This window comes from Motilibacter peucedani, from assembly GCF_003634695.1.
GTDB classification, from domain to species: domain Bacteria; phylum Actinomycetota; class Actinomycetes; order Motilibacterales; family Motilibacteraceae; genus Motilibacter; species Motilibacter peucedani.
This window is the reverse complement of sequence record NZ_RBWV01000014.1, coordinates 158,637-185,470: the sequence shown is the minus strand read 5'-3', so window position 1 is coordinate 185,470 and position 26,834 is coordinate 158,637. Positions and strand designations below refer to the sequence as shown.

Annotated in this window: 26 protein-coding genes and 1 pseudogene; 19 read left to right on the top strand and 8 right to left on the bottom strand. The window is 75.2% G+C overall.

Translation table 11 applies throughout. The features are described from left to right. Positions 1 to 30: 30 nt before the first annotated feature. The 7 genes from CLV35_RS15890 to CLV35_RS15860 all read left to right on the top strand — a co-directional run bounded on the left by CLV35_RS15890 (position 31) and on the right by CLV35_RS15860 (position 10,148). Entirely contained in the window at positions 31 to 1,224 is a 1,194-nt protein-coding gene (locus CLV35_RS15890) for a zinc-dependent alcohol dehydrogenase (protein ID WP_121194483.1), read from the top strand. Between the two features lie 135 nt (positions 1,225 to 1,359). Continuing rightward, positions 1,360 to 1,695 (top strand): hypothetical protein, encoded by a 336-nt coding sequence (locus tag CLV35_RS15885; RefSeq protein WP_121194482.1) that lies wholly within the window; start codon positions 1,360 to 1,362, stop codon positions 1,693 to 1,695. A gap of 13 nt (positions 1,696 to 1,708) precedes the next feature. After that, the gene (locus CLV35_RS15880; protein ID WP_121194481.1) at positions 1,709 to 3,367 is read left to right on the top strand and encodes an alpha-amylase family protein; all 1,659 of its coding nucleotides are present in this window, start codon (positions 1,709 to 1,711) and stop codon (positions 3,365 to 3,367) included. A 73-nt stretch (positions 3,368 to 3,440) separates the two neighbouring features. After that, positions 3,441 to 4,244 carry a polyphosphate--glucose phosphotransferase gene (gene ppgK, locus CLV35_RS15875; RefSeq protein ID WP_121194480.1) on the top strand — a complete coding sequence of 268 codons (804 nt, stop codon included), beginning with the start codon at positions 3,441 to 3,443 and terminating at the stop codon, positions 4,242 to 4,244. A gap of 8 nt (positions 4,245 to 4,252) precedes the next feature. Further along, positions 4,253 to 4,906 (top strand): signal peptidase I, encoded by a 654-nt coding sequence (gene lepB / locus CLV35_RS15870; RefSeq protein ID WP_183062029.1) that lies wholly within the window; start codon positions 4,253 to 4,255, stop codon positions 4,904 to 4,906. A 53-nt stretch (positions 4,907 to 4,959) separates the two neighbouring features. Next, positions 4,960 to 8,613, top strand: coding sequence for a BTAD domain-containing putative transcriptional regulator (locus CLV35_RS15865; protein WP_231121925.1), 3,654 nt, complete (start codon positions 4,960 to 4,962; stop codon positions 8,611 to 8,613). A 110-nt stretch (positions 8,614 to 8,723) separates the two neighbouring features. After that, positions 8,724 to 10,148: an FAD-binding oxidoreductase gene (locus CLV35_RS15860; RefSeq protein WP_121194478.1), complete on the top strand. Its 1,425-nt coding sequence runs from the start codon at positions 8,724 to 8,726 to the stop codon at positions 10,146 to 10,148. 7 nt (positions 10,149 to 10,155) lie between these two features. Here CLV35_RS15860 and CLV35_RS15855 read toward each other — a convergent pair whose 3' ends face one another. Then, positions 10,156 to 10,932 (bottom strand): inositol monophosphatase family protein, encoded by a 777-nt coding sequence (locus CLV35_RS15855; RefSeq protein ID WP_121194477.1) that lies wholly within the window; start codon positions 10,930 to 10,932, stop codon positions 10,156 to 10,158. A 119-nt stretch (positions 10,933 to 11,051) separates the two neighbouring features. On the opposite strand from CLV35_RS15855, the gene CLV35_RS15850 reads away from it, so the two are divergent. Continuing rightward, positions 11,052 to 13,106, top strand: a complete 2,055-nt coding sequence (locus CLV35_RS15850) for an ATP-binding SpoIIE family protein phosphatase (RefSeq protein WP_147431993.1) — start codon at positions 11,052 to 11,054, stop codon at positions 13,104 to 13,106. Positions 13,107 to 13,110: 4 nt separating this feature from the next. Here the strand turns inward: CLV35_RS15850 and rsgA are convergent, their stop codons facing one another. The 3 genes from rsgA to CLV35_RS15835 are packed head-to-tail and all read right to left on the bottom strand — an operon-like array spanning position 13,111 to position 15,974. After that, positions 13,111 to 14,103 (bottom strand): ribosome small subunit-dependent GTPase A, encoded by a 993-nt coding sequence (gene rsgA, locus CLV35_RS15845; protein WP_121194475.1) that lies wholly within the window; start codon positions 14,101 to 14,103, stop codon positions 13,111 to 13,113. 16 nt (positions 14,104 to 14,119) lie between these two features. Further along, positions 14,120 to 15,430 carry a 3-phosphoshikimate 1-carboxyvinyltransferase gene (gene aroA, locus CLV35_RS15840; protein WP_183062028.1) on the bottom strand — a complete coding sequence of 437 codons (1,311 nt, stop codon included), beginning with the start codon at positions 15,428 to 15,430 and terminating at the stop codon, positions 14,120 to 14,122. Positions 15,431 to 15,461: 31 nt separating this feature from the next. Beyond that, positions 15,462 to 15,974: a DoxX family protein gene (locus CLV35_RS15835; RefSeq protein ID WP_121194473.1), complete on the bottom strand. Its 513-nt coding sequence runs from the start codon at positions 15,972 to 15,974 to the stop codon at positions 15,462 to 15,464. 123 nt (positions 15,975 to 16,097) lie between these two features. On the opposite strand from CLV35_RS15835, the gene CLV35_RS15830 reads away from it, so the two are divergent. From CLV35_RS15830 to rsrA, 6 genes are all read left to right on the top strand, one after another. Beyond that, entirely contained in the window at positions 16,098 to 16,778 is a 681-nt protein-coding gene (locus CLV35_RS15830; protein ID WP_183062027.1) for a TetR/AcrR family transcriptional regulator, read from the top strand. Further along, entirely contained in the window at positions 16,775 to 18,271 is a 1,497-nt protein-coding gene (locus tag CLV35_RS15825) for an MFS transporter (RefSeq protein ID WP_231121923.1), read from the top strand. Before CLV35_RS15830 ends, CLV35_RS15825 begins: the two co-directional genes overlap by 4 nt. Before the next feature lie 76 nt (positions 18,272 to 18,347). Then, the gene (locus CLV35_RS15820; RefSeq protein ID WP_121194598.1) at positions 18,348 to 19,076 is read left to right on the top strand and encodes an SOS response-associated peptidase; all 729 of its coding nucleotides are present in this window, start codon (positions 18,348 to 18,350) and stop codon (positions 19,074 to 19,076) included. 10 nt (positions 19,077 to 19,086) lie between these two features. After that, positions 19,087 to 19,680 (top strand): alpha/beta hydrolase family protein, encoded by a 594-nt coding sequence (locus CLV35_RS15815; protein WP_121194471.1) that lies wholly within the window; start codon positions 19,087 to 19,089, stop codon positions 19,678 to 19,680. 239 nt (positions 19,681 to 19,919) lie between these two features. Further along, a complete protein-coding gene (locus CLV35_RS15810) occupies positions 19,920 to 20,582 on the top strand; it encodes a sigma-70 family RNA polymerase sigma factor (protein WP_121194597.1) in 663 nt (220 codons plus the stop codon). Further along, a complete protein-coding gene (gene rsrA / locus CLV35_RS15805) occupies positions 20,579 to 20,851 on the top strand; it encodes a mycothiol system anti-sigma-R factor (protein ID WP_121194470.1) in 273 nt (90 codons plus the stop codon). The genes CLV35_RS15810 and rsrA overlap by 4 nt, the downstream gene beginning before the upstream one ends. On the opposite strand, the gene CLV35_RS15800 is transcribed toward rsrA, so the two are convergent. Further along, the gene (locus CLV35_RS15800) at positions 20,848 to 21,393 is read right to left on the bottom strand and encodes a DUF5317 family protein (RefSeq protein WP_121194469.1); all 546 of its coding nucleotides are present in this window, start codon (positions 21,391 to 21,393) and stop codon (positions 20,848 to 20,850) included. The genes rsrA and CLV35_RS15800 overlap by 4 nt on opposite strands. 47 nt (positions 21,394 to 21,440) lie before the next feature. Here CLV35_RS15800 and CLV35_RS15795 point away from each other — a divergent pair, with 47 nt between their 5' ends. Then, positions 21,441 to 22,529, top strand: a complete 1,089-nt coding sequence (locus tag CLV35_RS15795) for a type IV pilus twitching motility protein PilT (protein WP_121194468.1) — start codon at positions 21,441 to 21,443, stop codon at positions 22,527 to 22,529. A 95-nt stretch (positions 22,530 to 22,624) separates the two neighbouring features. Continuing rightward, positions 22,625 to 23,482 carry a YhjD/YihY/BrkB family envelope integrity protein gene (locus CLV35_RS15790; RefSeq protein ID WP_231121916.1) on the top strand — a complete coding sequence of 286 codons (858 nt, stop codon included), beginning with the start codon at positions 22,625 to 22,627 and terminating at the stop codon, positions 23,480 to 23,482. Between the two features lie 55 nt (positions 23,483 to 23,537). On the opposite strand, the gene sodN is transcribed toward CLV35_RS15790, so the two are convergent. Further along, a complete protein-coding gene (sodN, locus tag CLV35_RS15785) occupies positions 23,538 to 23,942 on the bottom strand; it encodes a superoxide dismutase, Ni (protein ID WP_121194467.1) in 405 nt (134 codons plus the stop codon). An 84-nt stretch (positions 23,943 to 24,026) separates the two neighbouring features. Here sodN and CLV35_RS15780 point away from each other — a divergent pair, with 84 nt between their 5' ends. Both CLV35_RS15780 and CLV35_RS21015 read left to right on the top strand, forming a co-directional pair. Continuing rightward, complete coding sequence (locus CLV35_RS15780; protein ID WP_231121915.1) at positions 24,027 to 24,338, top strand: S24/S26 family peptidase; 312 nt, start codon at positions 24,027 to 24,029, stop codon at positions 24,336 to 24,338. Beyond that, positions 24,221 to 24,943, top strand: a pseudogene (locus tag CLV35_RS21015) (CHASE4 domain-containing protein); the annotation flags it as partial. The gene CLV35_RS15780 and the pseudogene CLV35_RS21015, both read left to right, overlap by 118 nt. Positions 24,944 to 25,053: 110 nt before the next feature. Here the strand turns inward: CLV35_RS21015 and CLV35_RS20600 are convergent. Continuing rightward, entirely contained in the window at positions 25,054 to 25,392 is a 339-nt protein-coding gene (locus CLV35_RS20600; protein ID WP_147431992.1) for a hypothetical protein, read from the bottom strand. Positions 25,393 to 25,517: 125 nt separating this feature from the next. Between CLV35_RS20600 and CLV35_RS20845 the strand changes: the two genes are divergently transcribed. Beyond that, positions 25,518 to 26,090 (top strand): methyl-accepting chemotaxis protein, encoded by a 573-nt coding sequence (locus tag CLV35_RS20845; protein WP_269203923.1) that lies wholly within the window; start codon positions 25,518 to 25,520, stop codon positions 26,088 to 26,090. A gap of 16 nt (positions 26,091 to 26,106) precedes the next feature. Here the strand turns inward: CLV35_RS20845 and CLV35_RS15760 are convergent, their stop codons facing one another. Then, a complete protein-coding gene (locus CLV35_RS15760) occupies positions 26,107 to 26,751 on the bottom strand; it encodes an alpha-ketoglutarate-dependent dioxygenase AlkB (RefSeq protein ID WP_121194464.1) in 645 nt (214 codons plus the stop codon). Positions 26,752 to 26,834 lie beyond the last annotated feature (83 nt).

Here is a 26,834-nt window from a genome sequence, read left to right as displayed (position 1 = left end):
GAGCGCCTCTCGCTGGGTACGGGCGGGACCATGAAGGCACTCACCTGGCACGGCAAGCGCGACGTCCGGGTCGAGGAGGTCCCCGACCCCACGATCCAGGCTTCGACCGATGCGATCGTACGCATCACCTCCACCGCGATCTGCGGCTCGGACCTCCACCTGTACGAGGTGCTCGGCCCCTACCTGCACGCGGGCGACATCCTCGGCCACGAGCCGATGGGCATCGTCGAGGCGGTGGGCTCGGAGGTCACGCACATCAAGCCCGGCGACCGCGTCGTCGTCCCCTTCAACATCTCGTGCGGCCACTGCTGGATGTGCTCGCGGGGGCTGTTCGCCCAGTGCGAGACCACGCAGGTGCGCGAGTTCGGCAAGGGCGCGTCGCTGTTCGGCTACACCGAGCTCTACGGCCAGGTGCCGGGCGGGCAGGCCGAGCTGCTGCGCGTGCCGCAGGCGCAGTTCGGCCCGATCAAGGTGCCCGAGGGCCCGAGCGACCAGCGCTTCCTCTACCTCTCCGACGTGCTCCCCACCGCGTGGCAGGCGGTGCAGTACGCCGACGTCGGTCCCGGCAGCTCGCTGGCCGTCCTCGGCCTCGGGCCGATCGGGCAGATGGCCGTGCGCATCGCCAAGCACCTGGGCGTCGAGCGGGTCATCGGCGTCGACGACGTGCCTGCGCGCATCGCCATGGCGCAGAAGCACGGCGCCGAGATCGTCGACCTGTCCCAGGTCGACGACGTGGCCGAGGCGCTGATCGAGACCGTCGACGGCCGCGGGCCGGACGCCGTGATCGAGGCCGTCGGGATGGAGGCGCACGGCGGCCCGGGGGCCTCGCTGGCCAAGGCCGCGCAGACCGCGGCCGGCCTGCTGCCGGACGCGCTGTCCAAGCCGTTCATCGACAAGGCGGCGGTCGACCGCGTCGACGCCCTCGTCGCCGCCTTCAAGGGCGTCCGGCGCGGCGGCACGGTCTCGATCTCCGGCGTCTACGGCGGCGAGGTCGAGCCCCTGCCGATGATGGAGATGTTCGACCGCGGCATCCAGGTGCGCATGGGCCAGGCCCACGTCAAGCGCTGGATCGACGACATCCTGCCCCTCGTGGTCGACGACGCCGACCCGCTGGGCACCGAGGACTTCGCCACGCACCTGCTGCCGCTGGCCGAGGCCCCCCGGGGCTACGAGATGTTCCAGAAGAAGGAGGACAACTGCGTGAAGGTCATCCTCCAGCCCTAGCCCCGCCCCTCGTTTGGCACGATGGGCCGTCGTGACGGTCCTGTCGGCACGACGGCCCGTCGTGCCAACCGTGGGAGGCGGGCGAGCAGTGCCGGGCAGTGCGCCAGACGTCGTCGACCGGGAGAGGAACGCAGCATGAGCTCGATGTCCAAGGGGAAGCGCAGCTCCGGCGGGCGCTCGCTCGGCCCGGTCACGACCGAGCCGGCTCCCGACGTGCCGACCGCCTGCCCCCAGTGCCACAGCACCAAGGTCACCCGCATGGCCGTGAAGCTGACCGACGGCACACCGGTGACGCTGATGAGCTGCGGCGAGTGCGACACCCGCACGTGGTGGGACGGCCCGCAGCGCATCGAGCTCCAGGACGTGGTCGACAAGTCCACCAAGCCGGGCGCGACCGGCCTCGACCTGCGCGACCGCAAGCGCACCGACCCGGTCCCACCGGCCAACGCGTCGAGGCGGACCTCGAGCTGAGCGCGCGCCGACCGTGGCCGACCGCTGGTACCGCAACGCCGTCATGTACAGCCTCGACGTCCACACCTTCCAGGACTCCGACGGCGACGGCACGGGCAACTTCGCCGGGCTGACCGCCCGACTCGACCACCTCGCCCGCCTGGGCGTGACCACCCTGTGGTTCAACCCGATCCACCCCTCGCCGGGGCGCGACGGCGGCTACGACGTCACCGACTTCTACGGCGTCGACCCGGCGCTGGGGACGCTGGGCGACTTCGCCGAGCTGCTCGACGAGGCCGGCGAGCGGGGCCTCCGGGTGATGCTCGACCTGGTCGTCAACCACACGAGCAGCGCCCACCCGTGGTTCCGGTCGGCCTCGACGGACCCCGGGTCGCCGTGGCGCGACTTCTACGTGTGGTCCGACCACGAGCCGGCGGCGCGCACCGAGGGCATGGTGTTCCCCGGCGTGCAGCAGGAGACGTGGACCTACGCGCCGGTGGTCGACCGGTGGTACCACCACCGCTTCTTCGACTTCGAGCCCGACCTCAACATCGAGAACCCCGCGGTGCGCGAGGAGATTCACCGCATCGTCGGGTTCTGGTCGCGCCTCGGGGTGAGCGGGTTCCGCATCGACGCCGCGCCGTTCGTCATCGAGCTCTCGCGCCCCGACGAGGGCCAGGGCGAGCACGACTACGGCTTCTTCACCGAGCTGCGCCAGCGCCTCTCGTGGCGCCAGGGCGACGCCCTGCTGCTCGCCGAGGCCAACGTGCCGCAGCAGGAGCAGCAGCGGTTCTTCAGCACCGGGTCCGGCGTCGCCGACCGGCTGCAGATGCTGTTCGCCTTCGAGCTCAACGCCGCGACCATGCTGGCGCTGGCGCGGGAGGACGCCACACCCGTACGCGCGTCGCTCGCGACCGTGCCCCGCCTGCCCGAGCACGGGCAGTGGGCGACGTTCCTGCGCAACCACGACGAGGTCGACCTCTCGACGCTGCAGCCCTCGGAGCGTGCCGACGTCTTCGCCGCCTTCGGGCCGCGGCCGGAGCACCAGCTCTACGGCCGGGGGATCCGGCGCCGCCTGGCGCCGATGCTCGGCGGCGACGTCCGCCGGCTGCAGATGGCCTACAGCCTGCAGTTCACGATGCCCGGCACTCCGGTGCTGCGCTACGGCGACGAGATCGGCATGGGGGAGGACCTCGACCTGCCCCAGCGGGAGGCGATCCGCACGCCGATGCAGTGGGCGCCGGGACCCGGGGCCGGCTTCTCCACCGCCCCCGAGGACCGGCTCGTGCGCCCGCTCGTGCAGGACGAGGCCTTCGGTCCTGACAACGTCAACGTGGCGGTGCAGCGGCAGGACCCGCACTCGCTGCTGTCGTGGTTCGAGCGCATGATCCACACGCTGCGCGAGTGCGAGGAGATCGGCACGGGCGACCACGCCGTCGTCGACGTGGGCGACGACGCGCCCGCCGGTGTGCTCGCGCACCGCGCCGACGCCGCCGGCGGCTCGTTGGTGTTCCTGCACAACCTGGCCGACCGCCCGGCGGTCCTCGACCTCGGTGCTCTGGGCGCCCGCGCCACGCAGGTGTTCAGCGACGGGGGCTACGACGACACCGACGCCGTGGGAGGGCTCGGGCTCGAGCGCGTCGACCTGCACGGCTACGGCTTCCGCTGGCTGCGGCTCGCGGGCAGCGGCTGAGCGTCGGCCGCCGGAGTCCCGACACGGCCGGGCCCTGCGGTGCCGGGCAGACCCGATGGGGTAAGCATGAGCCATGACGCAGGAGTCGAGCGAGGCCACGAGCACCCGGACCACCGGCCTGGCGCGTCCGCGCGAGGGCACCGGCTTCGGTGTCGACATCGGCGGCAGCGGCATCAAGGGCGCGCCCGTCGACCTGGCGACCGGCGAGTTCCTCGAGGAGCGCGTCCGCATCCCCACGCCGCAGCCCGCGACCCCGGAGGCGGTCGCCGCCACGGTCGCGGAGGTCACCGCGACGTTCGGGTGGACCGGACCCATCGGGTGCACGGTGCCGGCGGTGGTACGCGGTGGTGTCGCTCGCAGCGCCGCCAACATCGACCCCAGCTGGATCGGCACCGACGTCGCCACGCTCGTGCGCGAGGCGACCGGGGTCTCGTCGGTGACGGCGGTCAACGACGCCGACGCGGCCGGCTTCGCCGAGGTGGCCTACGGCGCGGCGAAGGGCCGCGACGGCGTGGTGCTGGTCATCACCCTGGGCACCGGCATCGGCTCGGCGCTCATCTCCGACGGGCTGCTGGTGCCCAACACCGAGCTCGGCCACCTGGAGGTCAACGGCCACGACGCCGAGACCAAGGCCTCCGACGCGGCCCGCGAGCGCGACGACCTGTCGTGGCAGGACTGGGCCAAGCGGCTGCAGCGCTACTTCTCCCACGTCGAGGCGCTCTTCTCCCCGTCGCTGTTCGTCGTGGGCGGCGGGGTGAGCAAGAAGAGCGAGAAGTTCCTGCCGCACCTCTCGCTCGAGACCGAGATCATCCCCGCGGCCCTCCTCAACAACGCCGGCATCGCCGGCGCCGCGCTGCTCGCCGCTGCGCACGGCTGACCCGCGCGGTGGCGGGCAGGCACCGCGGCGGCGCCGCTGATGCGCCCGCCCACCGGCGGGCGGGGCTGGGCGGCCGGCACCGCGCGCACGCGAGGGCGCACGCGCGCCGCCGCAACCGGCTCGCGTCGCTGGCCGAGCTGCTGGCGCTCGCGGTCGTGGGCATCGGGGGAGCGCTGCTGCTGCGCTCGTTCGTGGTGCAGGCGTTCTACATCCCGTCGGGCAGCATGGAGCACACGCTGCACGGCTGCGAGGGCTGCTCCGACAACGACCGGGTGCTGGTCGACCGGACGCGCTACCACTGGCACGACCTCTCCCGCGGCGACATCGTCGTCTTCTCGACCGACGGCACGCCCTACGCCCGGGAGTCCGACGAGAAGGACGTGATCAAGCGCGTCATCGGGCTGCCCGGCGAGACCGTCGCGTGCTGCGACGCGACGGGCAGGGTGACGGTCGACGGCCGCGGCATCGACGAGCCCTACGTCTGGGAGGGCACGTCACCCTTCTCCGCGGTGGAGGTGCCCAAGGGCACCGTCTGGCTCATGGGCGACCACCGCAGCGCCTCGGAGGACTCCCGGTTCGTGGGCCCCATCCCGATCGGCAACATCGTCGGCAAGGCGGTCGCGAGGTTCTGGCCGCCGAGCCGGGTGGGGCTGCTGCACTAGCGCGTGCGGCGGTTCTGCCCCGCCGGGCGAGCCGCGTGTCCTACGGTCTGCTCGTGCCTGTCGCTGCTGCAGCGGTGCCCGGACCCGGCTCCGGGCTCGCGGTCTCCGTGCTCGGCGGCCTGTCGGCCCGCCGCGACGGCGTGGAGCTCGAGCTGGGTGGCCGTCGTCAGCGCGGCGTGCTGGCGCTGCTGCTCCTCGCCCGGGGTGCCGCGCTGCCGCCGGAGCGCGTCATCGACCTGCTGTGGGGGGAGTCGGCGCCCGCGGGAGCGGCGGGGGCGCTGCAGTCGTACGTCTCGCACCTGCGCCGCGCCCTCGAGCCCGGGCGCGACGCGCGCGAGCGGACCTCGGTCATCGTGCGCGAGCGCGGCGGCTACGCCTGCCGGCTGCCCGAGGAGGCGGTCGACGCCTGGGCCTTCGAGCGGCTGGTCTCGGCCGGCACGGCGGCGGGCGAGCCGGCGGTGGCGCGCGACCTGCTGGAGCGCGCCTTGTCGCTGTGGCGCGGCCCGGGCTACACCGAGTGGGCGGGCGAGCGCTGGGCCGACTCGGAGACCGCGCGCCTCGACGAGCTGCGCGCGGTGGCGCTCGAGCGGCTGCTCGCGGCACGGCTCGCGACCGGCGAGGCGGCGGTCCTGGTGCCCGAGCTGGAGGCGATGACCGCCGAGGAGCCGCTGCGCGAGGAGCGCTGGCGGCTGCTCGCGCTCGCGCTCTACCGCTCGCACCGGCAGTCCGACGCCCTCGCGGCGCTGCGCTCGGCGCGCTCGGTGCTGCTCGACGAGCTCGGCGTCGACCCGAGCCCGGCACTGCGCGAGGTCGAGGCGCAGATCCTCGCCCAGGACCCCGCGCTGGCGCCCGAGCCGGTGCCCGCGCAGCCCGTCCAGCCCCTCCAGCCGCCGGGGGCTGCGCAGCCGCCGCCCCGCGAGCGGCGCGCCCAGGAGGCGGGCCCTGACGACATGGTCGACCGCGACGCCGAGCTCGAGCGCCTGGCGGCCTGCCTCGACGACGCGCTCGACGGTGCGGGCGTCGTCGCCGTCATCGAGGGTCCGGCCGGCATCGGCAAGAGCCGTCTGCTCGCCGAGGCCCGCCGCTCGGCGCAGGAGCGCGGCGCGCTGGTGCTGGGCGCGCGCGGCAGCGTGCTCGAGCGGGAGTTCGCCTTCGGCGCGGTGCGCCAGCTGTTCGAGCCGCTGCTGCTCGACCCGGCCGGGCGCGAGCGGCTGCTCGCCGGCCCTGCCGCTGCCGCTGCCGGCGTCTTCGACGACACCGGGTCGGCAGAGCGCTCCAGCGACAGCTCGTTCGCGGTGCTCCACGGGCTCTACTGGCTGGTCGAGAACCTCGCCGCCGAGCGCCGCGTGCTGCTGGCCGTCGACGACCTGCAGTGGTGCGACGCCTCCTCCTTGCGCTTCCTCGCCTACCTCGCCCGCCGGCTCGACGGCCTGCCGCTGCTGGTCGCGGTCACGCTGCGCACGGGCGAGCAGCCGGCCGAGCCGGCGCTCGTGGCCGAGGTCGCGCACGACGCATCCTCGGTCACCGTCGCGCCCGGCCCGCTGAGCGTCGACGGCGTGGCCGGGCTCGTACGCCGTCGGCTGGGCGCCGAGCCGGACGCTGCGTTCGTGGCGGCCTGCCACCGCACGACCGGCGGCAACCCGCTGCTGCTCCGGCAGCTGCTGCGCGCGCTCGAGAGCGACGGCGTGCGCCCCGACGCCTCGCACGCCGGCACGGTGACGGCGATCGGGTCGCGGGCGGTCTCGAGCATGGTGCTCATGCGCCTGCGTCGCCTGCCCGACGCGGCCGGCGCCGTCGCGCGCGCCGTGGCCGTGCTGGGCGACGGCGCCGCGCTGCCCGAGGTCGCGGCGCTCGCCGGCCTCAGCGACCCGGACGCCGCGGCCGCCGTCGGCAGCCTCGCGGGCGCCGAGATCCTGCACGACGGCCACCCGCTCGGCTTCGTGCACCCGCTGGTGCGCGAGGCGGTCTACCGCAGCATCCCGCCGGGCGAGCGCGAGCTCGCCCACGAGCGCGCGTCCCGCATCCTCGCCGAGGGCACCGCGACGGCCGAGCAGGTCGCCGCGCACCTGATGCACGTGCCGGCCCGCGGCGGCCCCGAGGTGGTCGCGGCGCTGCGCCGGGCGGCAGCGATCGCGAGCGACCGGGGCGCGCCCGACAGCAGCACCACGTACCTCGCCCGCGCGCTGCGCGAGCCGCCCGAGCCCGCCCTGCGCGCCCGCGTGCTGCTCGAGCTGGGCAGCGTCGAGACGCTCTCGGACGGCATCGCGGCGATCGAGCACCTGCGCGAGGCCTACGCGCTCGCCGACGAGGTCGAGGTCAAGGCGCAGGCGGCGCTGCTGCTGTGCCACACGCTGGTGTTCGCCGCCGCCCCGGGCGAGGCCGCCGCCTTCGCCCGCGAGGCCAGCGCCGCGCTGCCCGAGGCCCTGGTCGACGTCCGGCAGGCGCTGCTGGCCCTCGAGGTGGTCAGCGCCCACATGCACGCCGTGCCGACGCGGGGGTGGGGCGACGGGCCGCTGCCCGAGCTGGTCGGGGCTGGACCGGGTGCGCGGATGCTCGCGGTGTCCATGGCCTGGGACATGGTGATCCACAACCGGGACCTGCCGCGCTGCCAGGAGCTGGCGCGCTGGGGCCTTGCCGACGGCGTCCTCCTGAGCGCCGACCCCGGGCTGTTCTGGGTGGTCGCTGCGTTCCTGCTCGACATGGCCGACGAGGACCTCGACGCGTTCTGGGACGACGTGCTGCTGCGCGCCCACGCGCAGGGCTCGCTGTTCTCCGCCCTGGCCACGCACCTGTGGCGCGGGCACGCCCAGTGGTGGGCGGGCGACCTGCGCGAGGCCGAGCGCTCGCTGCGCCTGGCCAACTGGCAGAGCGAGAAGTGGGCCGGGCCGGCGATCGGCGTGTCCTACGGCGAGGCGTTCCTGACCGGCGTCCTGGTCGACCGCGGCCAGGTCGAGCAGGCGCGCGCCTTCTTCGACTCCAAGCGCTGGCGCGCGCGCATCGGCGACGGCGCCCGGCTCAACACCGAGGCCGAGGTCGCGCTGCTGCTCGCCGAGCGGCGGCCGGTCGAGGCGCTCGCCCTGCTCGACTCCGAGCCGGGGCTCGGGCGCTCGATCCGCAACCCGGTCTGGGCGCCGTGGCGCTCGCTGCGCGCGGCGGCGCTCGGCGCCCTCGGCTCCCAGCGCGAAGCGGTCGCCCTGCTGGAGGAGGAGCTCGAGCTCGTCCGCGAGTGGGGCTCGCCGCGGTTCCTCGGGCGGGGGCTCCGACTGCTCGGCGAGCAGCAGGGGGCCGCGGGCGAGCCTGCGCTGCGCCAGGCCGTCGACGTGCTGGCCGCCACCCGAGCCCGGCTCGAGCTGGCCCGCGCCACGATGGCGCTGGCCCGGGTGGTGCCCGACCCGGCCGAGGCCGAGGCCCTGCTGCACCGCTGCCTCGACCTGGCCGAGCGCTGCGGCGCCGACGCCCTGCGCACCGAGGCGGCCACCGCCCTGCGCGCCGCGGGCGCCGAGGTGCGCGAGGCGCAGGAGGCAGCCGTACGCCTGACGACCACCGAGCGGCGCATCGCGACGATGGCCGCGCGCGGCGACGACCCTCGGCGCATCGCCGAGATGCTGTTCCTCACCCCGCGCTCCGTGGAGGTCACCCTCGACTCGGTGCGGCGGAGCCTCGGCATCGACGACGACGGCCAGCTCGCGCTCGCGCTCGCCCGCTAGCTGCCCGATCGGGCAGTCCTCGCGACCAGCCAGGCACAAGTCGTACGCAAGAGTTCCTCAAGCCCTCAGGTGGAAGGTCGCCCTGACCGCAACCCATTGAGGAGCCAGAGATGTCCACCCCCGTCCAGTCCGCCGACGTCCTCCCGACCACCCACTTCCCGACCCAGTCGCGCCACGGCGCCCCGTCGCTGCGCGAGCTGTGCGGCGGCGCGGTGCACCTTCCCGGCGACCCGGGCTACGACGACGCCCGCCAGCCCTGGAACGTCGCCGTCGACCAGCGGCCGGCCGCCGTCGCCTACCCCGCGTCGGCCGCCGAGGTCTCCGAGGTCGTGCGTGCCGCCGCGGCCGCCGGCCTGCGCGTCGCGGTGCAGGGCACCGGCCACAACGCCGGCCCGCTCGGCGACCTGCGCGACGCGGTGCTGCTCCGCACGTCGGCGATGATCGGCGTACGCGTCGACGCCGCCCGCCGCCGGGTGACCGTCGGTGCCGGCACCCTGTGGCTCGAGGCCGTCGAAGCGGCTGCGCAGCACGGCCTCGCCGTCCTGCACGGCTCGTCGCCCGACGTCGGCGTGGTCGGCTACTGCCTCGGTGGTGGCATGGGGTGGTACGCGCGCAAGCTCGGCTTCGCCGCCCACTCGATCACCGGCGCCGAGCTGGTCCTGGCAGACGGCTCCGTCGTGCGCGTCTCGCCCGAGGAGAACCCCGACCTGCTGTGGGGCCTGCGCGGCGGCGGCGGCAACATCGGCATCGTCACCGAGCTCGAGATCGAGGCCTTCGACTTCACCACCGCCTACGCCGGGATGCTGGTGTGGGACTGGGAGCGCGCCGCCGAGGTGCTGCCCGTGTGGGCAGCCTGGGCCAGGGAGGTCGACGAGTCGGTCACCACGTCGTTCCGGCTGCTGCAGCTGCCGCCGCTGCCGGTCATCCCGGAGCCGTTCCGCGGCCGCAACCTCGTGGTGATCGACGGCGCCGTCATGGGCGACACCCCGGCCGTGTCGGCGCTGCTGGCCCCGCTGCGCGCCCTGCACCCGGAGCTCGACACCTTCGCCCACGTGCCGGTCGAGACGCTCACCCGTCTGCACATGGACCCGGAGGGCCCGACCCCCGGCGTCTCGAACACCGTGCTGCTCTCCGAGCTGACCCCTGAGGGCATCGAGACCTTCCTGCGCGTCGCGGGACCCGGCTCGGGCTCGCCGCTGCTGGCGGCCGAGATCCGCCAGCTGGGCGGCGCCGTGAGCCGGCCGGCGCCCTACAAGGCGGCTCTCTCGCACCTCGAGGGCGACTTCCTCGTCTTCGGCGTGGGCATCGCGGCGACCCCGGAGATGGGCGCCGCCGTCGCGGCAGGTGCGGCTGCGCTCGTGGAGGCGCTGTCGCCGTGGGCGTCGCGCCAGTGCTACCTCAACTTCGTCGAGCACGCCACGGACACCTCCACCGGCTACGCGGCCGGCTCCTGGCACCGGCTGCAGCGGCTGCGCCGCGAGGTCGACCCCCAGGGCCTGCTGCGGGCGAACCACGGCGTGCCAGTGGCGGAGTGAACCGGGCTCAGGGCTGCAGCGCGCGCAGCACCTCGTCGTGCAGCAGGCCGTTGGTGGCCAGCGCGCTGCCGCCGCCGGGGCCCGGGCGGCCCGCGAGGTCGGTGAAGGTGCCGCCGGCCTCGCGGACCAGCAGGTCGAGGGCCGCGAGGTCGTAGAGCTCGACCACCGGCTCGGCGGCCACGTCGACGACACCCTCGGCGAGCAGTGCGTAGGACCAGAAGTCGCCGTAGCCGCGGCTGCGCCAGGCGCTGTCGAGCACCCCGAGCCAGGCGTCGCGCCGCGGCCCCCACTCGGCCAGGTCGGACCACGACACCGACGCGTCGGCCAGGCGGGCCACCCGCGAGACGGCCAGCCGGCGCGGCCCGTCGGCGGTCGCGGTCCACGCGCCGCCGCCCTCGCTCGCCCACCAGCGGCGGCCGAGGGCCGGCGCCGAGACCGCGCTCACGACGATGCGGCCCTCGTGCTCGAGCGCGACGAGCGTCGCCCACACCGGCACCCCGCGCACGTAGTTCTTCGTGCCGTCGACCGGGTCGACGATCCAGCGGCGCGGGCCGGTGCCGGTGTCCGCGAACTCCTCGCCGTGGAAGGCGTCGGCAGGCCGCTCGCGGGCCAGCAGCGTACGCAGCTCCCGCTCGGTCGCCGTGTCGGCGTCGCTCACGGGCGAGGAGTCCGGCTTGGCCTCGACCTGCAGGTCGAGCGCGCCGAAGCGGCGCACCGTGATGGTGTCGGCCGCGTCGGCGAGCCGGAGGGCGAGGGCGAGGTCGTCGTCCCAGGGGGTCTGCACGGCACGCGACGCTACCGGCCGGGTGGCGCAGCGGCCCGCCGCGGCACCCGGCGCACGCCTGCGCGCCCGCAAGGGCAGAATGGGCGGCTCCCCAGCACGTGCAGGAGGTGACCCCGACGGTGCCAGGCACCTCCGCGGGTGAGCCGTCCGGTCGTCGGCAAGGGCCGGGGGGCGACCGGGTCGACGCGCTCGGCCGCTGTGCCCGGCTCGCCGCTGCGGCCGCGTCCGCGGCCGAGGTGCTCGAGGCAGCCTGGTCGGCCCTCGGCCCGCACGACCTGGTGCTGCTGGCGCCGGGCCTGGGGGCTCCGCTGCGCCGGACTGCCGACGGCCTGGAGCCCGCCGTGCTCGAGGTCGCGGAGGCCCTGGGCCCCGAGCCGCAGCAGCTCGACGGGCTGTGGTGGGTGGCCGAGCGGTGGCCCTCGGGCGGGCTGCTCGCCGCTGGCAGCACGCAGCGGCCGGGGCCCGACGACCTCGCGATGCTCTCAGCCGTCGGCCAGGTCTGCGGGCTCGCGCTCGCCGGCCTGCGGCTGCGGCGCACGGTGGAGGCGGCCGCTGCGTTCGGCGCCGCCCGTGACCGGGCCGCCGTGCTGGCGGCGCTGACCGGCCTGCTCGTGCCGGCCTGCGGCCAGTGGTGCGCCGTCCACCTGCTCGACGCGTCGCGCGCCCGGCTCGAGCTCGCGGCCGTCGCGCACGCCGACCCCGCCGAGCAGCAGGCGCTCGAGGCCTTCCTCGACGGGTTCCCCGTCTCGCTCGCCGCGGCCGGTACGCCCGTGGTGCCCGCCCCTGACGCCCTCACGGTGCCGCTCGGCGCCCTCGGCAGCTCGTTCGGCTCGGTGACGGTGTGCGACCCGGGCCGGCCGCTCCCGCCCGCCGTGGTGGAGCTGGTCGAGGAGGTCGCCCGGCACGCCGCCGTCGCGCTCCACCACGCCGCCGGCATCGCGGCCTCGCGCTCGGTCGCCGAGTCGCTGCAGCGCGCGCTGCTGCCCGGCTCGCTGCCCGAGCTGCCGGGCGTCGAGGTGGCGGCCCACTACGCGCCGGGCGGGTCCGGTGCGCGCGGCGACTGGTACGACGCCTTCGAGCTGCCCGGCGGCCGGCTGGGCTTCGCGGTGGGCGACACGATGGGCCGGGGCGTGGCCGCTGCAGCGGCCATGGGCCAGGCGCGGGCGGCGCTGCGGGGCTTCGCGCTCGAGGGGCACGGCCCCGCCGAGCTGCTGCGCCGGCTCGACGGCGTGGTCAGCGCCTTCGACGAGCCCTCGCTCACCACCTGCGTCTACGCGGTCTACGACCCGGTCGCCCGGCGGATGACCGCCGCGTGCGCCGGGCACCTGCCGCCCCTGCTCGTCGACGGCGACGGCGGCGGCTACCTCGACGTGGAGGTCGGCGTGCCGCTCGGCGCCGGCGGCATGCGCCCGGGCGCCTACGCCGACACGGTCGTGACCGTGCACCCGGGCACGACGGTGCTGCTGTTCACCGACGGGCTGCTGCGCCACTTCGGCGGTGCGGCAGGTGCCGACGGGCGCACCGGCGGGCAGGCCGACGGGCTGGTCGAGGGCGCCGAGGGCGCGCGGGCCGCGGTGCTGCGCGCCGCCGGCGGCGCGGTCGACCGGCCCGTCGCCGAGCTGGTCGAGCGGGTGCTGCGCGAGGTGCCCGGAGGGGCCGACGCCCCCGACGACGTCGCCCTGGTGGCCCTGCGCGCGGCGGTCGCCGAGCCGGTCGACCCGGCCGGGGCCCGCTCGCTCGAGATCGAGCTGCCCGCGAGCCTCCAGGCGGCACGCATCGCCCGCGCCCGGGTCCTCGCCGCCCTCACCGGGTGGGGCCACGGCGGCTCCGACGACGCGGGCGGCCCCGGAGGGTTCGAGGCTGTCGACGCCGTCGTGCTGCTCACCGACGAGCTGGTGACCAACGCGGTCGTGCACGCCCAGTCGCCGCTGCGCCTGCAGGTGCGGGCCACCGGAACCTACCTGCGGGTGTCGGTCACCGACGAGAGCCCGCGGCTCCCGAGCCCGCGGGGCAACGGCGTCGAGGAGGGCTCGCAGCCGCTCGACGCGGTGCCCGAGGGCGGCCGCGGTCTGCGTCTGGTCGACCTGCTGGCCAGCCGGTGGGGCGTCGAGCCGCTGCCGGTGGGCAAGCGGATCTGGTTCGAGGTCGAGCTGCACGAGCCGGACCCGCGCTAGCGGCTCAGTACGCGTCGGCCGCCGTCCGCGCCGCCAGCAGGCGGCGCAGGCTCTCGAGCCGCTCGGGCGTCGCGTGTCCCTCGGCCACCCACTGGTCGAGGGCGCACTCCGGCTCGTCGTGCGTGCACCCGCGCGGGCACTGCTCGATCCCGCCCGCGAGGTCGGGGAAGGCGGTCACCACCCGCGAGGGGTCGACGTGCGCGAGGCCGAAGCTGCGTACGCCCGGGGTGTCGACCACCCAGCCGGCGCCGTCGGGCAGCGGCAGCGCCACCGCCGAGCTGGAGGTGTGCCGGCCGCGCCCCGTGACCGCGTTGACCACGCCGGTCGCCCGGCCGGTGCCCGGCACCAGGGCGTTGACCAGCGTCGACTTGCCCACGCCGGAGTGCCCGACGAGGACCGAGACCCGGTCGACCAGGTGCTCGGCGACGGTGCCGACGCCCTCCCCGCGCGAGACGGCGACCCAGCGCACGCCGAGCGCGCCGTAGGCGGCGAGCAGCTCGTCAGGCGGCTTGAGGTCGGTCTTGGTGATGCAGAGCAGCGGCTCGAGCCCGGCGTCGTAGGCCGCGACGAGGCAGCGGTCGATCAGGCCCGCACGCGGCTCGGGGTCGACCGTCGCCGTGACGACCACGAGCTGGTCGGCGTTGGCCACCAGCACGCGCTCGACCGGGTCGTCGTCGTCGGCGGTGCGCCGCAGCACCGTCGAGCGCGGCTCGAGGCGCACGATGCGGGCCAGCGCGTCGTCGCCCCCGCCGACGTCGCCGACCAGCGCCACGCGATCACCGACCGCGACGCCCTTGCGGCCGAGCTCGCGGGCCCGCATCGCGGTCACCTCCGTGCCGGCGCGGTCGTCGAGCACGCAGGTGTAGCGGCCGCGGTCGACCTGGGTGACGAAGGCGGCCGCGGCGCTCTCGTGGCCGGGCCGGTCCTTGGTGCGCGGGCGCGACTTGCCGCGCCCCGGGCGCACCCGGACGTCGTCCTCGTCGAGCTCGCGCGGCACGCCTAGCGCCCGCCGCTCACGAGGCGGTCCCGCCCAGCGCGCTCGCCCACAGGCCAGCGAAGCCGGGGAGCGTCTTGCCGGTCGTCGCGATGTCCTCGACGAGGACGCCCGGCACGGCGAGGCCGAGCACCGCGCCGGCGGTGGCGATCCGGTGGTCGGCGTAGGTGGCGAACGTGCCGCCGTGCAGCGGCCGCGGCCGGATCTCCAGGCCGTCCTCGTCGTCACGGGCGTCGCCGCCGAGCGCGTTGATCTCGTGGGCCAGGGCCGCCAGCCGGTCGGTCTCGTGGCCGCGCAAGTGACCGATGCCGCGCAGCCGCGAGGGGGAGTCGGCCAGCGCCGCGAGGGCGGCGAGCACCGGGGTCAGCTCGCCGACGTCGTGCAGGTCGACGTCGATGCCGGAGATGCGGCCGGTGCCGCTGACGGAGAGGCCGTCGGGGGTGCGCTCGACGGTGCCGCCCATGGCGGTGAGCAGCTCGCGGAGGGCGTCGCCGGCCTGGGTCGTGCTGGCGGGCCAGCCCGGCACGGTGACCCGGCCGCCGGTGACCAGCGCGGCGGCGAGGAAGGGCGCGGCGTTCGACAGGTCGGGCTCGACCTCGACGACGCCGCCCTCGAGCGGCCCGGGGGACACCACCCACCGGTCGGGCGTGCTGTCGTCGACCTCGGCCCCGCGCTGGCGCAGCATGGCGACGCTCATCGCGATGTGCGGCTGCGAGGGCACGGGGCGCCCGACGTGGCGGACGACGACGCCGCGCTCGAAGCGGGCGGCCGACAGCAGCAGCCCGCTGACGAACTGGCTCGAGGCGCTGGCGTCGACGGTGACCTCGCCACCGCGCAGCGCCCCGGTGCCCCGCACCGTGAAGGGCAGGGCGCCGCGCCCGTCGTCGTCGACCTGCGCGCCGAGCGCCCGGAGCGCGTCGAGCACGGTGGCCATGGGGCGCACCCGCGCGTGCGGATCCCCGTCGAAGCGCACGTCCCCGTCGGCCAGGGTCGCCACCGGCGGCAGGAAGCGCATGACCGTGCCCGCGAGGCCGCAGTCGATGTCAGTGGGTCCGTGCAGGATGCCGGGCATGACCTCCCAGCCACCGCCCGGCCCGTCGGCGACGCCTGTCCCGAGCGCGCGCAGGGCCCCGGCCATCAGCTCGGTGTCGCGCGCCCGCAGGGGCCGCAGGACCCGGGTGGGGGAGCCGGCCAGCGCCGCGAGCACCAGCGCGCGGTTGGTCACCGACTTCGACCCGGGCAGCTCGACGCGGGCGTCGACCGGCCGGTCGGCGACAGGGGCCGGCCACAGGTCCGGGGGTGCGGTGCGCGTGCTCACGGCGGACAACATTAGAGCCCGGGCCCGCGGCCGGAGCCCCCGCTCAGGCGACGGCCTTGAGCACCCGGGTCGGGGCTGCGGCGGTCGCGCGGCGGGCGCTGCGCGTGGCGCGCGAGACGTCCTTCGCCGCGTGCTTGGCGCGCCAGGCCAGCGACGGGTCGCCGGCGGTGTCGACGGCCGCGAGCAGCAGGCCCCCCAGGATCGAGAGGTTCTTGAGGAACTGCGTGCGCTGCGCTGCGCGCGTGGCGCCGTCCGGGGCCGACCAGAAGGCGTGGCCGGCGGCGGTGGTGGGCACCAGCGAGGCGGCGAGGGCCAGCGCCGAGAGGCGGGGCAGCTTCCCGAGCGCGAGCAGGGCGCCGGCGCCCACCTGCACCGCGCCGTTGACGCGCACCAGGGTCTCGGTGTCCTCGGGCAGCCACGGCAGCGCCTTGGTGATCGGCTGCGCCACCGGGTCGGCCTTCTCGGACTTGGTCTGCGGGGCGCGGAGCTGGTCGAGCCCCCCGCTGATGAAGATGCCGGCGATGCAGGGGCGCGCGAGGCGTCGTACCAGGGTCATGATCGCCCTCTTCCCGCGCTCCGCCGGTTTATCCGCTTGCGGGCGGCGGTGACGCTCTGCCACACTGCGGGTGTACGACACCGTTTCGTTTCGATGACAACCGCTGCGAGGAGGACGACGACCGTGGAGCCCGTGGCGTCGGTCGAGCCGGAGCGCGAGGCGTCCGAGCCGGAGCGCGAGGCGTCGGTGGCGAGCGAGCCGGTGCGGTCCGAGGGGTCCCGGGACGACGCCATCTGCGACGCGGCGCTCTCCCTGCTCGCCGAGGTCGGCTACGACAACATGAGCATGGACGCGATCGCTTCCCGAGCGCGTGCCAGCAAGGCGACGATCTACCGGCACTGGTCGGGCAAGCGCGAGCTGGTCGTCGAGGCCATGCGCCGCCGGGGTCCTGCCTGCATCGAGGTGCCCGACACCGGCACCCTGCGCGGCGACGCCCTCGCCACGCTGCGACAGGCCGGCAAGGGGCTGCTCGGCACCGAGCAGGAGGTCATCACCGCCGTCCTGCGCGAGCTGCGCGCGTGCCCGGAGATCGCCGACTACGTGCGCGGCGAGATGCACGAGAGCAAGCGGGCCGTGTCCCGCACGCTGACCGAGCGGGCCGTCGCCCGCGGCGAGCTGCCGCCCGACGCCGACCCCGACCTGTTCTTCGAGATCGCCCCCGCCCTCATCTTCTTCCGCGCCACGGTGCTGGCGGAGCCCATCGACGAGGCCTTCCTCACCCACGTCGTCGACGACGTGATCCTCCCGCTGATGCAGCGGCCCAAGACCCCCGCGACCGGGGAACCCATGAAGGAGTCCGCGTGACCAGCAACACCACGTCCGTGGCGCCGGCCCAGACGGCCGACGCACCCGACCCACGCAGGTGGATCGCGCTGGGGGTCATCGCTGTCGCCCAGCTGATGGTCGTCCTCGACGCGTCCATCGTGAACATCGCCCTGCCGAGCGCCCAGAAGGACCTCGGGATCACCGACGCCAACCGCCAGTGGGTCATCACGGCCTACACCCTGGCGTTCGGCGGCCTGCTCCTGCTCGGCGGGCGCATCGCCGACTACGCCGGCCGCAAGCGCGCCTTCATCGTCGGGCTGCTCGGCTTCGCCGGCGCCTCGGCCATCGGCGGCGTGGCCGCCAACCAGGGCATGCTGTTCGCCGCCCGCGGCCTGCAGGGCGCCTTCGCCGCCGTGCTCGCCCCCGCGGCGCTGTCCCTGCTCACGGTGACCTTCACCGAGCCGAAGGAGCGGGCCAAGGCCTTCGGCGTCTTCGGCGCGATCTCCGGTGGCGGCGCGGCCATCGGCCTGATCGTCGGCGGTGTGCTCACCGAGTACGCCTCGTGGCGCTGGTGCCTCGGCGTGAACGTCCCGATCGCCATCGCGACCGCGCTCGCGGCGGTGCCGCTGGTCCACGAGAGCAAGGCGCACGGCGACACCCGCTACGACATCCCCGGCGCCATCCTCGCGACCGCGGGCCTGGTCTCGCTGGTCTACGGCTTCACCGAGGCGGCCAAGCCCGACACCGGCTGGTCCGGCGGCACGACGCTGGCCTTCCTGGGCGCGGCGGTCGTCCTGCTCGCCGCGTTCGTCATCTACGAGAGCCGCATCCAGAACCCGCTGCTCCCGATGCGCATCCTGCTCGACCGCAACCGCGGCGGCTCCTACCTCGTGTTCCTGCTCGTGGGCGCAGGGCTCTTCGCGATGTTCCTCTTCCTCACCTACTACTTCCAGGCCACGCTGGGCTACACCCCGCTGAAGTCCGGCGTCGCGTTCCTGCCCTTCAGCGCCGGCATCATCGTCACGGCGGGCATCGCCGCGCAGCTGCTGCCGCGGGTGGGCCCCCGCCCGCTGCTCATCGTCGGTCTCGTCATGGCGATCGCCGGCATGTTCTGGCTGCTGACGATCGACGCCGACACGGCCTACTGGGCGCACGTCCTGCCCTCCGAGGTCGTCATGAGCGCCGGACTCGCGCTGGTGTTCATCCCTGCCTCCAGCACCGCGCTGGTCGGCGTGGGCGGCCACGACGCCGGCATCGCCTCCGCGGTGCTCAACACCTCGCAGCAGATCGGCGGCTCGCTCGGCACCGCGCTGCTCAACACGCTGTACGCCTCGGCGGTGACCGCCTACATCACCGACCACGCCACCAAGAGCGGGGTGACCGACGCGGTCAAGGGTGCGAGCCTGATCCACGGCTACCACGTCGCGTTCTTCTGGGGCGGGATCCTGCTCCTCGGCGGGCTCGTCTCCGCGGTCCTGTTCATCAACGCCAAGCGCGAGGACGTGCCCACCGAGGGCGCCATGGCCGTCTGAGGCCAGCCTCGCCGCACGTCCCGACCGGGCCGGACCTCCTCGTGGGGTCCGGCCCGGCGCCGTAGGGTGGGTGACCGTGTGTGGGAGGTACGCCGCGAGCCGCGACCCGGACGACCTCGTCGAGGAGTTCGAGGTCGAGCTCGTGCCCGGGCAGCTCCCGCCGCCCAGCTGGAACGTCGCCCCGACCGACGAGGTGTCCGCCGTGCTGGTCCGGCGGCCGCGAGACGGCGGCGGCCCGGCGCAGCGCCTGCTCCGCCCGGTGCGCTGGGGCCTGGTGCCCTCGTGGGCGCGCGACGCCAAGGGCGGTGCCAGGCTCATCAACGCCCGCGCCGAGACCGTGGCCCAGAAGCCGGCGTTCCGCGCCGCCTTCGCCGCGCGGCGCTGCCTGCTGCCGGCCGACGGCTACTTCGAGTGGTACGCCACCGAGACCGGCGGGCGGCAGCCCTACTACATCAGCCGCCCCGACGGTGCGCCCCTCGCGATGGCGGGGCTCTACGAGCTGTGGCGCGACCCGGCCGGCGGTCCCGAGGCGCCGCTCGTCTGGTCGGCCACCGTCATCACCACCACTGCGACCGACGAGCTCGGCCACATCCACGACCGCTCGCCCGTGCTGCTCGAGCGCGCCGACTGGGCCCGCTGGCTCGACCCCGGCGCGGGGGCCGACCCCGGGCTGACCGGCCTGCTCGTGCCGCCGGGCCCGGGCGTCCTGCGCGCGTGGCCGGTCGACGCGGCCGTGGGCAACGTCCGCAACAACCGGCCCGAGCTCGTCGAGCCGCTCGTCCACGATGCCGCCACGCTCTTCTGAGCTCGAGCGCGTGGTCGTCGAGACCTCGCTCGGCACCGCGTACGCGTGGGTGCACCCCGCGCGCCGCCGGCGCGCGACCCTGGTGCTCGGCCACGGCGCCGGGCGGGGGAGCGACACCGCCGACCTGCTCGGCCTGGCCGCCGCGCTGCCCGCGCACGGCGTCGAGGTGGTCCGCGTCGACCAGCCGTGGGTCGTCGCCGGCAGGCGGCTGGCGCCGGCCCCCGCGACGCTCGACCGCGCCTGGCTGGAGGTCGTCGGAGCGCTCCCCGCCGCGCGGCGGCTGCTCCTCGGAGGGCGCTCGGCCGGCGCCCGGGTCGCCTGCCGCACCGGCGCCGGGCTGCGGGCCGCCGGCACCCTGGCGCTCGCGTTCCCGCTGCACCGGCCGGGGCGCCCCGAGCGCTCGCGGGCCGGCGAGCTGGGCCTGGCCGTGGCGCCGCTGCTGGTCGTGCAGGGCGAGCGCGACGCCTTCGGGCGGCCGGACGAGCTGCGGGCGGCGCTCCCCGCCGGCGCCGCGCTGGCAGCCGTGGCGGGCGCCGACCACGCCCTGCGAGCCGGGCTGCCGGCCGAGGTCGTCGAGCGCGTCGCGGTGTGGGCCCGGGGGTGAGCCGGACGTCCCGGACCTCGTGCCCGGGTCGTGGGGAATCGTCGTCACCCTCCCGGGTGTTCACCTGACGCGCCAGCAACGCGAGGCGCGCACCACCCCGACGTCGCCCCGCGCGACACGTCCCAGGAGGCCGGATGCTCGCCGCGAGCTCCCTACGACAGGGCGAGCTGCCCGTGCTCTCGTGGGCCGAGTGGCCGCTGGGCGGCTTGTCGTCGCCCGCGCCGCTAGGCTCGTCCTCGATGAGCCAGGACGTGTCACCCCAGTCAGAGCCGCAGCGCGCAGAGCCGGAGCAGGCCGCGGAGACGGCGGCAGAGCGCACCGCGCGCTTCGAGCGCGACGCGCTGCCCTTCGTCGACCAGCTCTACTCGGCGGCGCTGCGCATGACGCGCAACCCCAGCGACGCCGAGGACCTGGTCCAGGAGACCTTCGCCAAGGCGTACTCCAGCTTCCACCAGTTCCAGGTCGGCACCAACCTCAAGGCCTGGCTCTACCGGATCCTGACCAACACGTTCATCAACACCTACCGCAAGAAGCAGCGCGAGCCCCAGCAGGCCGACAGCCAGGAGATCGAGGACTGGCAGATCGCGGCCGCGGGCGAGCACACCTCGGCCGGGCTCAAGTCGGCCGAGGCGGAGGCGCTCGAGCACCTGCCCGACAGCGACGTCAAGGACGCGCTGCAGTCGATCCCCGAGGACTTCCGCATCGCGGTCTACCTCGCCGACGTCGAGGGGTTCGCCTACAAGGAGATCGCCGACATCATGGGCACGCCGATCGGCACCGTGATGTCCCGCCTGCACCGCGGCCGGCGCCAGCTGCGCAGCCTGCTCGAGGACTACGCCCGCGAGCGCGGGCTCGTCTCGGCCGCCGTCACGTCCGCGTCCGCCGAGGAGGGGTCCGAATGAGCTGCGGCAACCACCACGAGACCCCGTGCGTCGAGGTCCTGGCCCGCGTCTACACCTACATCGACGGCGAGCTGGCCACCGCTGACTGCGCGAGCATCCAGCACCACCTCGAGGAGTGCGGGCCCTGCCTGCGCGAGTTCGGCATCGAGGAGGAGGTCAAGGTGCTGGTCAAGCGCTCGTGCACCGACCCGGCTCCCGCCGCCCTGCGCTCCAAGGTGCTCACCCGCATCCAGCAGATCCAGGTCACGATGGTGGAGACCGAGCGCTAGCTCCTGCGCCGCAGCGCACCGCCCGACCTGAGCGCGCTGAGCAGGAACGCCGCGGCGCCGGCCGCCACCAGCACGTCCCCGGCGCTGACGACCTCCCGCCGCGGCGGGAACGCGAGGGGCAGCGTGTCCGAGAGGACCCGCAGCCTCGTGCCGGAGCCCGCCTCCTCCCGGCCCGGGTCGGCGCCCAGCCCGAGGGCTCGCTCGCTGATCCCGGCCCGGTGGGCCGCGTCGAGCGAGACCGGCATCGCGCCGTTGGCGGCGACGACCGCGGCGTTGAGCAGCAGCCCGGCGCCGATCAGCCAGACCCCGGCCAGTCCGCGGTTCACGACGACGACCACGAGCGCCGCGAGCACCGAGAGCGCGACGAGCGCAGCGCGTACGCCGTCGCCCGCCGGCGCCAGCAGCGCTCCCGCCTGAGCGGCCACGCCCAGCGCCAGCACGGGCAGGCCGAGCACGCGCACGCTCGCGAGCGCCCGCAGTGAGCCGCCGGTCGCCAGGCCCACCAGCACCGCGCCGACCGCGGCGAGCAGGACGAGCCCCATGGCCCCAGTGTGGCTCAGCCCGGGCGCACTGCTGCCGATGGTCCCGCGTGAGCACCCCGCTGTCGGTCGTCCCCTTCCTGCGCGCGCTGTGCGAGCTGCGCGGGTCAGACCTGCACTGCAAGGTCGGCTCGCCGCCGCGGGTACGCATCGACGGTCGCCTGCGCCGCCTCCAGGCACCGAGCCTCGGACCCGACGACACCGAGGCGATGCTCGGCGAGGTGCTGCGCGCCGACCTGCTCGAGTCCTTCGCCCGCACGCAGGAGGCCGACTTCGCCTACTCCGTGCCGGGCTTCGGCCGCTTCCGCGTCAACGCCTTCCGCGCCCGCGGCTCGGTCGGCCTGGTCTTCCGCCGCGTCAGCGTCGGGGCCGTGCCGCTCTCGGAGCTCGGCCTGCCGCCGGTGCTCGAGACGCTCGCGGCCGAGCCGCGCGGCCTGGTGCTGGTGACGGGCCCGACCGGTTCGGGCAAGACCACGACGCTGGCCGGGATGATCGACCACATCAACTCCACGCGCGAGTCGCACATCGTCACCATCGAGGACCCGATCGAGGTCCTGCACACCGACAAGCTCGGCATGGTCAACCAGCGCGAGGTCCACGTCGACACCGAGAGCTTCGCCTCCGCCCTGCGCGGCGCGCTGCGCCAGGATCCCGACGTCATCCTGATCGGCGAGATGCGCGACGCCGAGACGGTGCGCGCGGCGATCTCCGCCGCCGAGACCGGCCACATGGTGCTCTCGACCCTGCACACGACCGACGCGCAGGAGACGGTCAACCGCGTGATCGACGTCTTCCCGCCCCACGAGCGCCAGCAGGTGCGCCACTCGCTGGCGGGGGCCCTCAAGGGCGTCGTGTGCCAGCGGCTCGCGCCGCGCGCCGACGGGCAGGGCCGCTGCGTCGTCATGGAGGTCGCCGTCGGCACTGGGCGGATCCTCGAGGCGATCGTCGACCCCGAGAAGACCGGCTCGATCCGCGACATCATCACCGAGAGCGGCTTCTACGGCATGCAGACCTTCGACCAGCACCTCGTCGCGCTGCTCCGCGACGGCGTCGTGACGCTCGAGGACGCGCTCGCCGTGTCCACCAGCCCGCACGACCTCCAGGTCGAGCTGCGCCGGGTGGGGCTGGTCGCCGCCTAGCCACGACGTCGTGGTCCCTGGTCGCCCTGTGGCGCCCACGGGGACCCACGACGTCGTGGTGCCTGGTCGCCCTGCGCAGCGACTACGCTGCGGAGGTGGACGTCGTGCGCTCGTTCGAGCGCCGCGTACGTCTCGTGCTCCTCGCGACCGTCCGCTCGCTGCGCGGGCACGACCTCGCGCTGACCGGGGCGGGCCTCACCTTCTACGCCGGCATCGCGATCGTCCCGTCGCTGCTGTTCGGCACGTGGACCGCGCGGCTCGTGCTGGGCCGCGACCGGGTGCTCCGGCTGGCCGACTCGGTCGGTGCCGCGCTGCCCGACAGCCTCGGCGCGCCCTCGACCGCCCACCAGCTCGTCGTCGCCGGCGCAGGCCTGGGCGGGCTAGGGGCGCTGGTTGCGCTGTTCCCCGCCTCGGTCTACGGCGAGGGGCTGCGCCGCGCCTTCCTCGCGCTCGAGCGCGACACCGAGCGGATGGCCGGCTGGCGCGGACGGCTGCGGGTGCTGCCCGTGCTCGCGCTCACGCCGATCCTGGTGCCGGCGGTGCTGCTGGTCAGCCCGTGGCTCGCCCAGCTGTTCGACACCGGTCGCGCCGGGCCCACCGCTCTCGGCGTGTTCGTCGCGCTGGTCGTCGACTGGCTGGTGCTGGCCCTGCCGCTGACCTGGACCTACCGGGTCGTGGGGCCCTCGCTCGGATCGTGGGCGGCGGCGGCGTGGGCCGGCTTCACCGCCGCGTCGTTCGTGAGCGGGTTCCTGCAGGGCTTCGTGCTGTTCCTCGCCCTGCCCATCGACCTGGCGGCGCCCTTCGGCGGGCTGCCCGTGGTGGGCGCCGTGGTGGCGCTGGGGCTGTGGCTGTGGGTGCTGCACCTGGTGGTTCTGGTGGGCTACGCCATCGCCCTCGAGGTCGACGCCCTGCTGCGCGCCGAGCTGCACGTCGCGCCCGCGCCGCAGGACTGACGCACGACGGCCTCCCGGGAGCACCCGGGAGGCGGTCGCAGAGCGCGTCGGGGGACTAGGCCGCCTTCTTGGTCTCCCAGAAGATGGCGTCGATCTCGGCGATCTTGTCGAGCAGCTTCTGCGCCTCGGCCGGGTCGACCGTGCCCTTGCCGCCCGCGGCACCGGCCATCTTGGTGGCCTCGTTGAACAGCTGGTGCAGGTTCGGGTACTTCTCGAAGTGCGGCGGCTTGAAGTAGTCGGTCCACAGCACCCAGAGGTGGTGCTTGACCAGGTCGGCCCGCTGCTCCTTGATGATCAGGGCCCGCGTGCGGAACACCGGGTCCTCGTTCTGCTGGTACTTCTCGCAGATCGCCTTGACCGACTCGGCCTCGATGCGAGCCTGGGCCGGGTCGTAGACCCCGCACGGCAGGTCGCAGTGGGCGGACACGCGAGTCTTGGGCGCGAACAGTCGTGCGAACATCGGCACGCAACCTTTCCGCTGCTTGAGGAACTTTCGTTGCGACCCTACCCCCGGCGTTTCCGCCTGCAACAGGGAGTGCGCCCGGTGCCGAGGCAGACGCGGTGGCCGTGGTTCCGGGCCGAGGTCACGGGCCGCTCGATGCTGCCGACGCTGGCACCCGGGCAGCGGATCTGGGTACGCCGCGGCGCCCGACCGCGCGCCGGTGACCTGGTCGTCGTGCGGCTGCCCGACCGGCCGCTCTCGGTGAAGCGCGCCGGCGTGCGCGACGCCGGGGGCTGGTGGGTCGAGAGCGACAACCCGGCCGAGGGCACCGACTCCTGGACGCTGGGCCGACCCGTACCCGACTGCGACGTCGTCGGCGTCGTCGTCAGTCGCCCGTGGGCTCGGCGCTCCTGAGGTGGTGTCCCGGGGCACTTCAGCGGAGGCGCGTACGGGTCGAACCAGGACGGGTGAGCACCACCCGACTGCGCCAAGCCCTCGCCGCCCTCCTCGCCCTGCTCGTCCTCGCCGGCGGTGCGGTCACCGTGCAGCGGGCGCTGACCTCCGCGGCCTTCGACGGGCTCGAGGCATCCCAGGTCGGCCAGGACGCCCAGCGCCTCGTGGTGGCCCTCGACTACGAGCGGCTGGTTCTCACGCGCACCGGCGCCGCCGACTCGCAGTGGGACGATGCCTACGACGACGTGGCCCACGCCGACACCGCGGCACTGGCTGAAGACCTCTCGCCTGACACGCTGCGGGAGTCCTCGGGCGTCGACGGCATCGTCGGGATCGACCTGCGCGGCCGGCTGGTCGGCGGGTCCGGCGGCAGCGACCACTACACCGCCCCGCCGGCCCCCTTCGCCGACCGCGCGCTGCTCGCCCGGATGTGGGACCCGCAGGCCTCGGGCGGCGAGGGGAGCTGCGGACTGCTCGGCGGCGCCACGACGTACATGTACTGCGGGTTCCCGGCCGTGCACAGCTCGGGCGACGGGCCGGCGTCGGGCGGCCTGGTGTTCTTCAAGGCGCTCGACCCCGCCATGCTCCAGTCGCTGGGCACGCACATCGGCATGCCGCTGACGATCGCGCCGGCGACGTGGCCGGGCGCCCGCGCCCAGGAGCAGATCGCGAGCACCTACGGCCCGGTCCAGGTGCACACCGCGACACCGGGCGCGCACCGCATGGTGCTCGACGCGTCCGTGCCCTCGCTGACCGGCGCGCCGGTCGTCTTCCGCGCCGAGCGCCCGCGCCCGATCCACGCTGCCGCAGGGTCGCTCGGCACGCGGATGCTGATCTTCATGGCGCTCGCCGGTCTGCTCGTGCTCGCCGCGCTGGTGGTGGTCGTGCGCCTGGCGATCCGCCGCTCGGTGCGCCCGCTGCGCGAGACCACCGAGCGGGTCATCGAGTCCGGCGACCGTACGCTGCGCGTCGGACGCCACGGCAGCAGCGACATCGGGTCGCTGGCAGCAGCCATCGACTCGATGCTCGACACGCTGGCCGAGCAGGAGGAGAGCCGCGCGCGCGAGGCGGCCGAGCGGCAGGCGGAGCAGGAGAGCGCGGCCGAGGCGGGCGCGCGACGAGCGGCTGGCTGCGGAGCGCGTGCGCGAGGTCGTCGAGAGCACCTCGCGCCTGGTCGGCGACGAGCTGGCGGGTGTCGTGGCGCAGTCGGCGCAGGTACGCGGCGCCGGCGCCGAGATCGTCGCGGGCGTGGGCGCGGTGGAGTCCGCGAGCCGCGGCTTCGTCGAGGACGCGCGCACCGCGGACTCGGCTGCCTCGGAGCTGACCGCGAGCCTGGTGCGCGTGCGCGAGGTGACCGGGCTGATCCGTGCCCTCGCCGAGCAGACGAACCTGCTGGCGCTCAACGCCTCGATCGAGGCGGCGCGGGCGGGGGAGGCGGGCCGCGGGTTCGCCGTCGTCGCCAACGAGGTCAAGTCGCTGGCGCAGGAGTCGGCGAGCTCCACCGAGGAGATCACCGCGACCGTGGCGAAGCTCGAGCGCCAGGCCGGTGCCGTCAGCTCGGTGATCGGCTCGATCGCGGGCGGGCTGGCCGGCATCGACGAGGCCACCGCGCACGTGCGCGCCGTCGTGGGCGACCAGGCGGCTGTCGTCGACGAGCTGGAGGCGAGCCTGACGACCGCGCTGGGCCAGGTGGCGGCGCTCGCCGAGCAGTAGGCGCCTCCCAGCAGGCTCAGGCGGTCGCGGCCAGCTCGGCGCTGTGGCGCATGGTGATGCTCATGCGCGGGCCGACGGCCCTGGCCTCCTTGGGCACCGTGTGCTCCCACTCGTGCTGGCAGGCGCCGCCCATGACGACCAGGTCGCCGAGGCCGGGGCGCAGCTCGTGGGCGGTGCGCCCGCCGCGCGGGCGCAGCAGGAACCGGCGCCGCGCCCCGAGCGAGACGGTGACCACCAGCGGGTTGGTGTGGGTGTGCCGGTTGCGGTCGCCGTGCCAGGCGACGCTGTCTCGGCCGTCGCGGTAGAGGTTGACCCACACGCGGTCGAAGGCGATGCCGTAGCGGGCCGAGACCGCGGCGGAGATGTCGCGCAGGGCGGCGGGCGCCTGGTCGGGCCCGGTGGCGGCGAGCTCAGGGTCGAAGGCGGCGGTGAGCCGCGGCTCTGGCAGCGTCGAGTCCCACATCTTGACGGTGCGCTGCGAGAAGCGGCCGGTCGCGACCATCGCGTCGAACAGCGCGTCGGACCCGCGCAGCCACCCCGGGCACACGTCGACCCAGCTGCGCTCGTCCAGCTGCAGCCGGCGCAGGCCCGAGAAGGCGAGGTCCGGGCCGGTCTCACCGCCGTCGAACAGCGAGCCCTGGAACGCCAGGTCTTCGATCACGCGTTCGAGCGTACGCCGCAGAGCCCCACGATGTCGTGGTGTCTGGTCGCCGGTATAGGGCGATGGGGCACCACGACGTCGTG

Bases quoted from the DNA above. Each gene is read 5' to 3' on its own strand.
- CLV35_RS15860 (WP_121194478.1), top strand. From the start codon at position 8,724: ATGTCCACCCCCGTCCAGTCCGCCGACGTCCTCCCGACCACCCACTTC.
- CLV35_RS20600 (WP_147431992.1), bottom strand. From the start codon at position 25,392: ATGGCTGCTGCCAGCGACCCGATGTCGCTGCTGCCGTGGCGTCCGACG.
- CLV35_RS15810 (WP_121194597.1), top strand. From the start codon at position 19,920: ATGAGCCAGGACGTGTCACCCCAGTCAGAGCCGCAGCGCGCAGAGCCG.
- aroA (WP_183062028.1), bottom strand. From the start codon at position 15,430: ATGTTGTCCGCCGTGAGCACGCGCACCGCACCCCCGGACCTGTGGCCG.
- CLV35_RS15885 (WP_121194482.1), top strand. From the start codon at position 1,360: ATGAGCTCGATGTCCAAGGGGAAGCGCAGCTCCGGCGGGCGCTCGCTC.
- sodN (WP_121194467.1), bottom strand. From the start codon at position 23,942: ATGTTCGCACGACTGTTCGCGCCCAAGACTCGCGTGTCCGCCCACTGC.
- CLV35_RS15835 (WP_121194473.1), bottom strand. From the start codon at position 15,974: ATGACCCTGGTACGACGCCTCGCGCGCCCCTGCATCGCCGGCATCTTC.
- CLV35_RS15890 (WP_121194483.1), top strand. From the start codon at position 31: ATGAAGGCACTCACCTGGCACGGCAAGCGCGACGTCCGGGTCGAGGAG.
- ppgK (WP_121194480.1), top strand. From the start codon at position 3,441: ATGACGCAGGAGTCGAGCGAGGCCACGAGCACCCGGACCACCGGCCTG.
- CLV35_RS15800 (WP_121194469.1), bottom strand. From the start codon at position 21,393: ATGGGGCTCGTCCTGCTCGCCGCGGTCGGCGCGGTGCTGGTGGGCCTG.
- rsrA (WP_121194470.1), top strand. From the start codon at position 20,579: ATGAGCTGCGGCAACCACCACGAGACCCCGTGCGTCGAGGTCCTGGCC.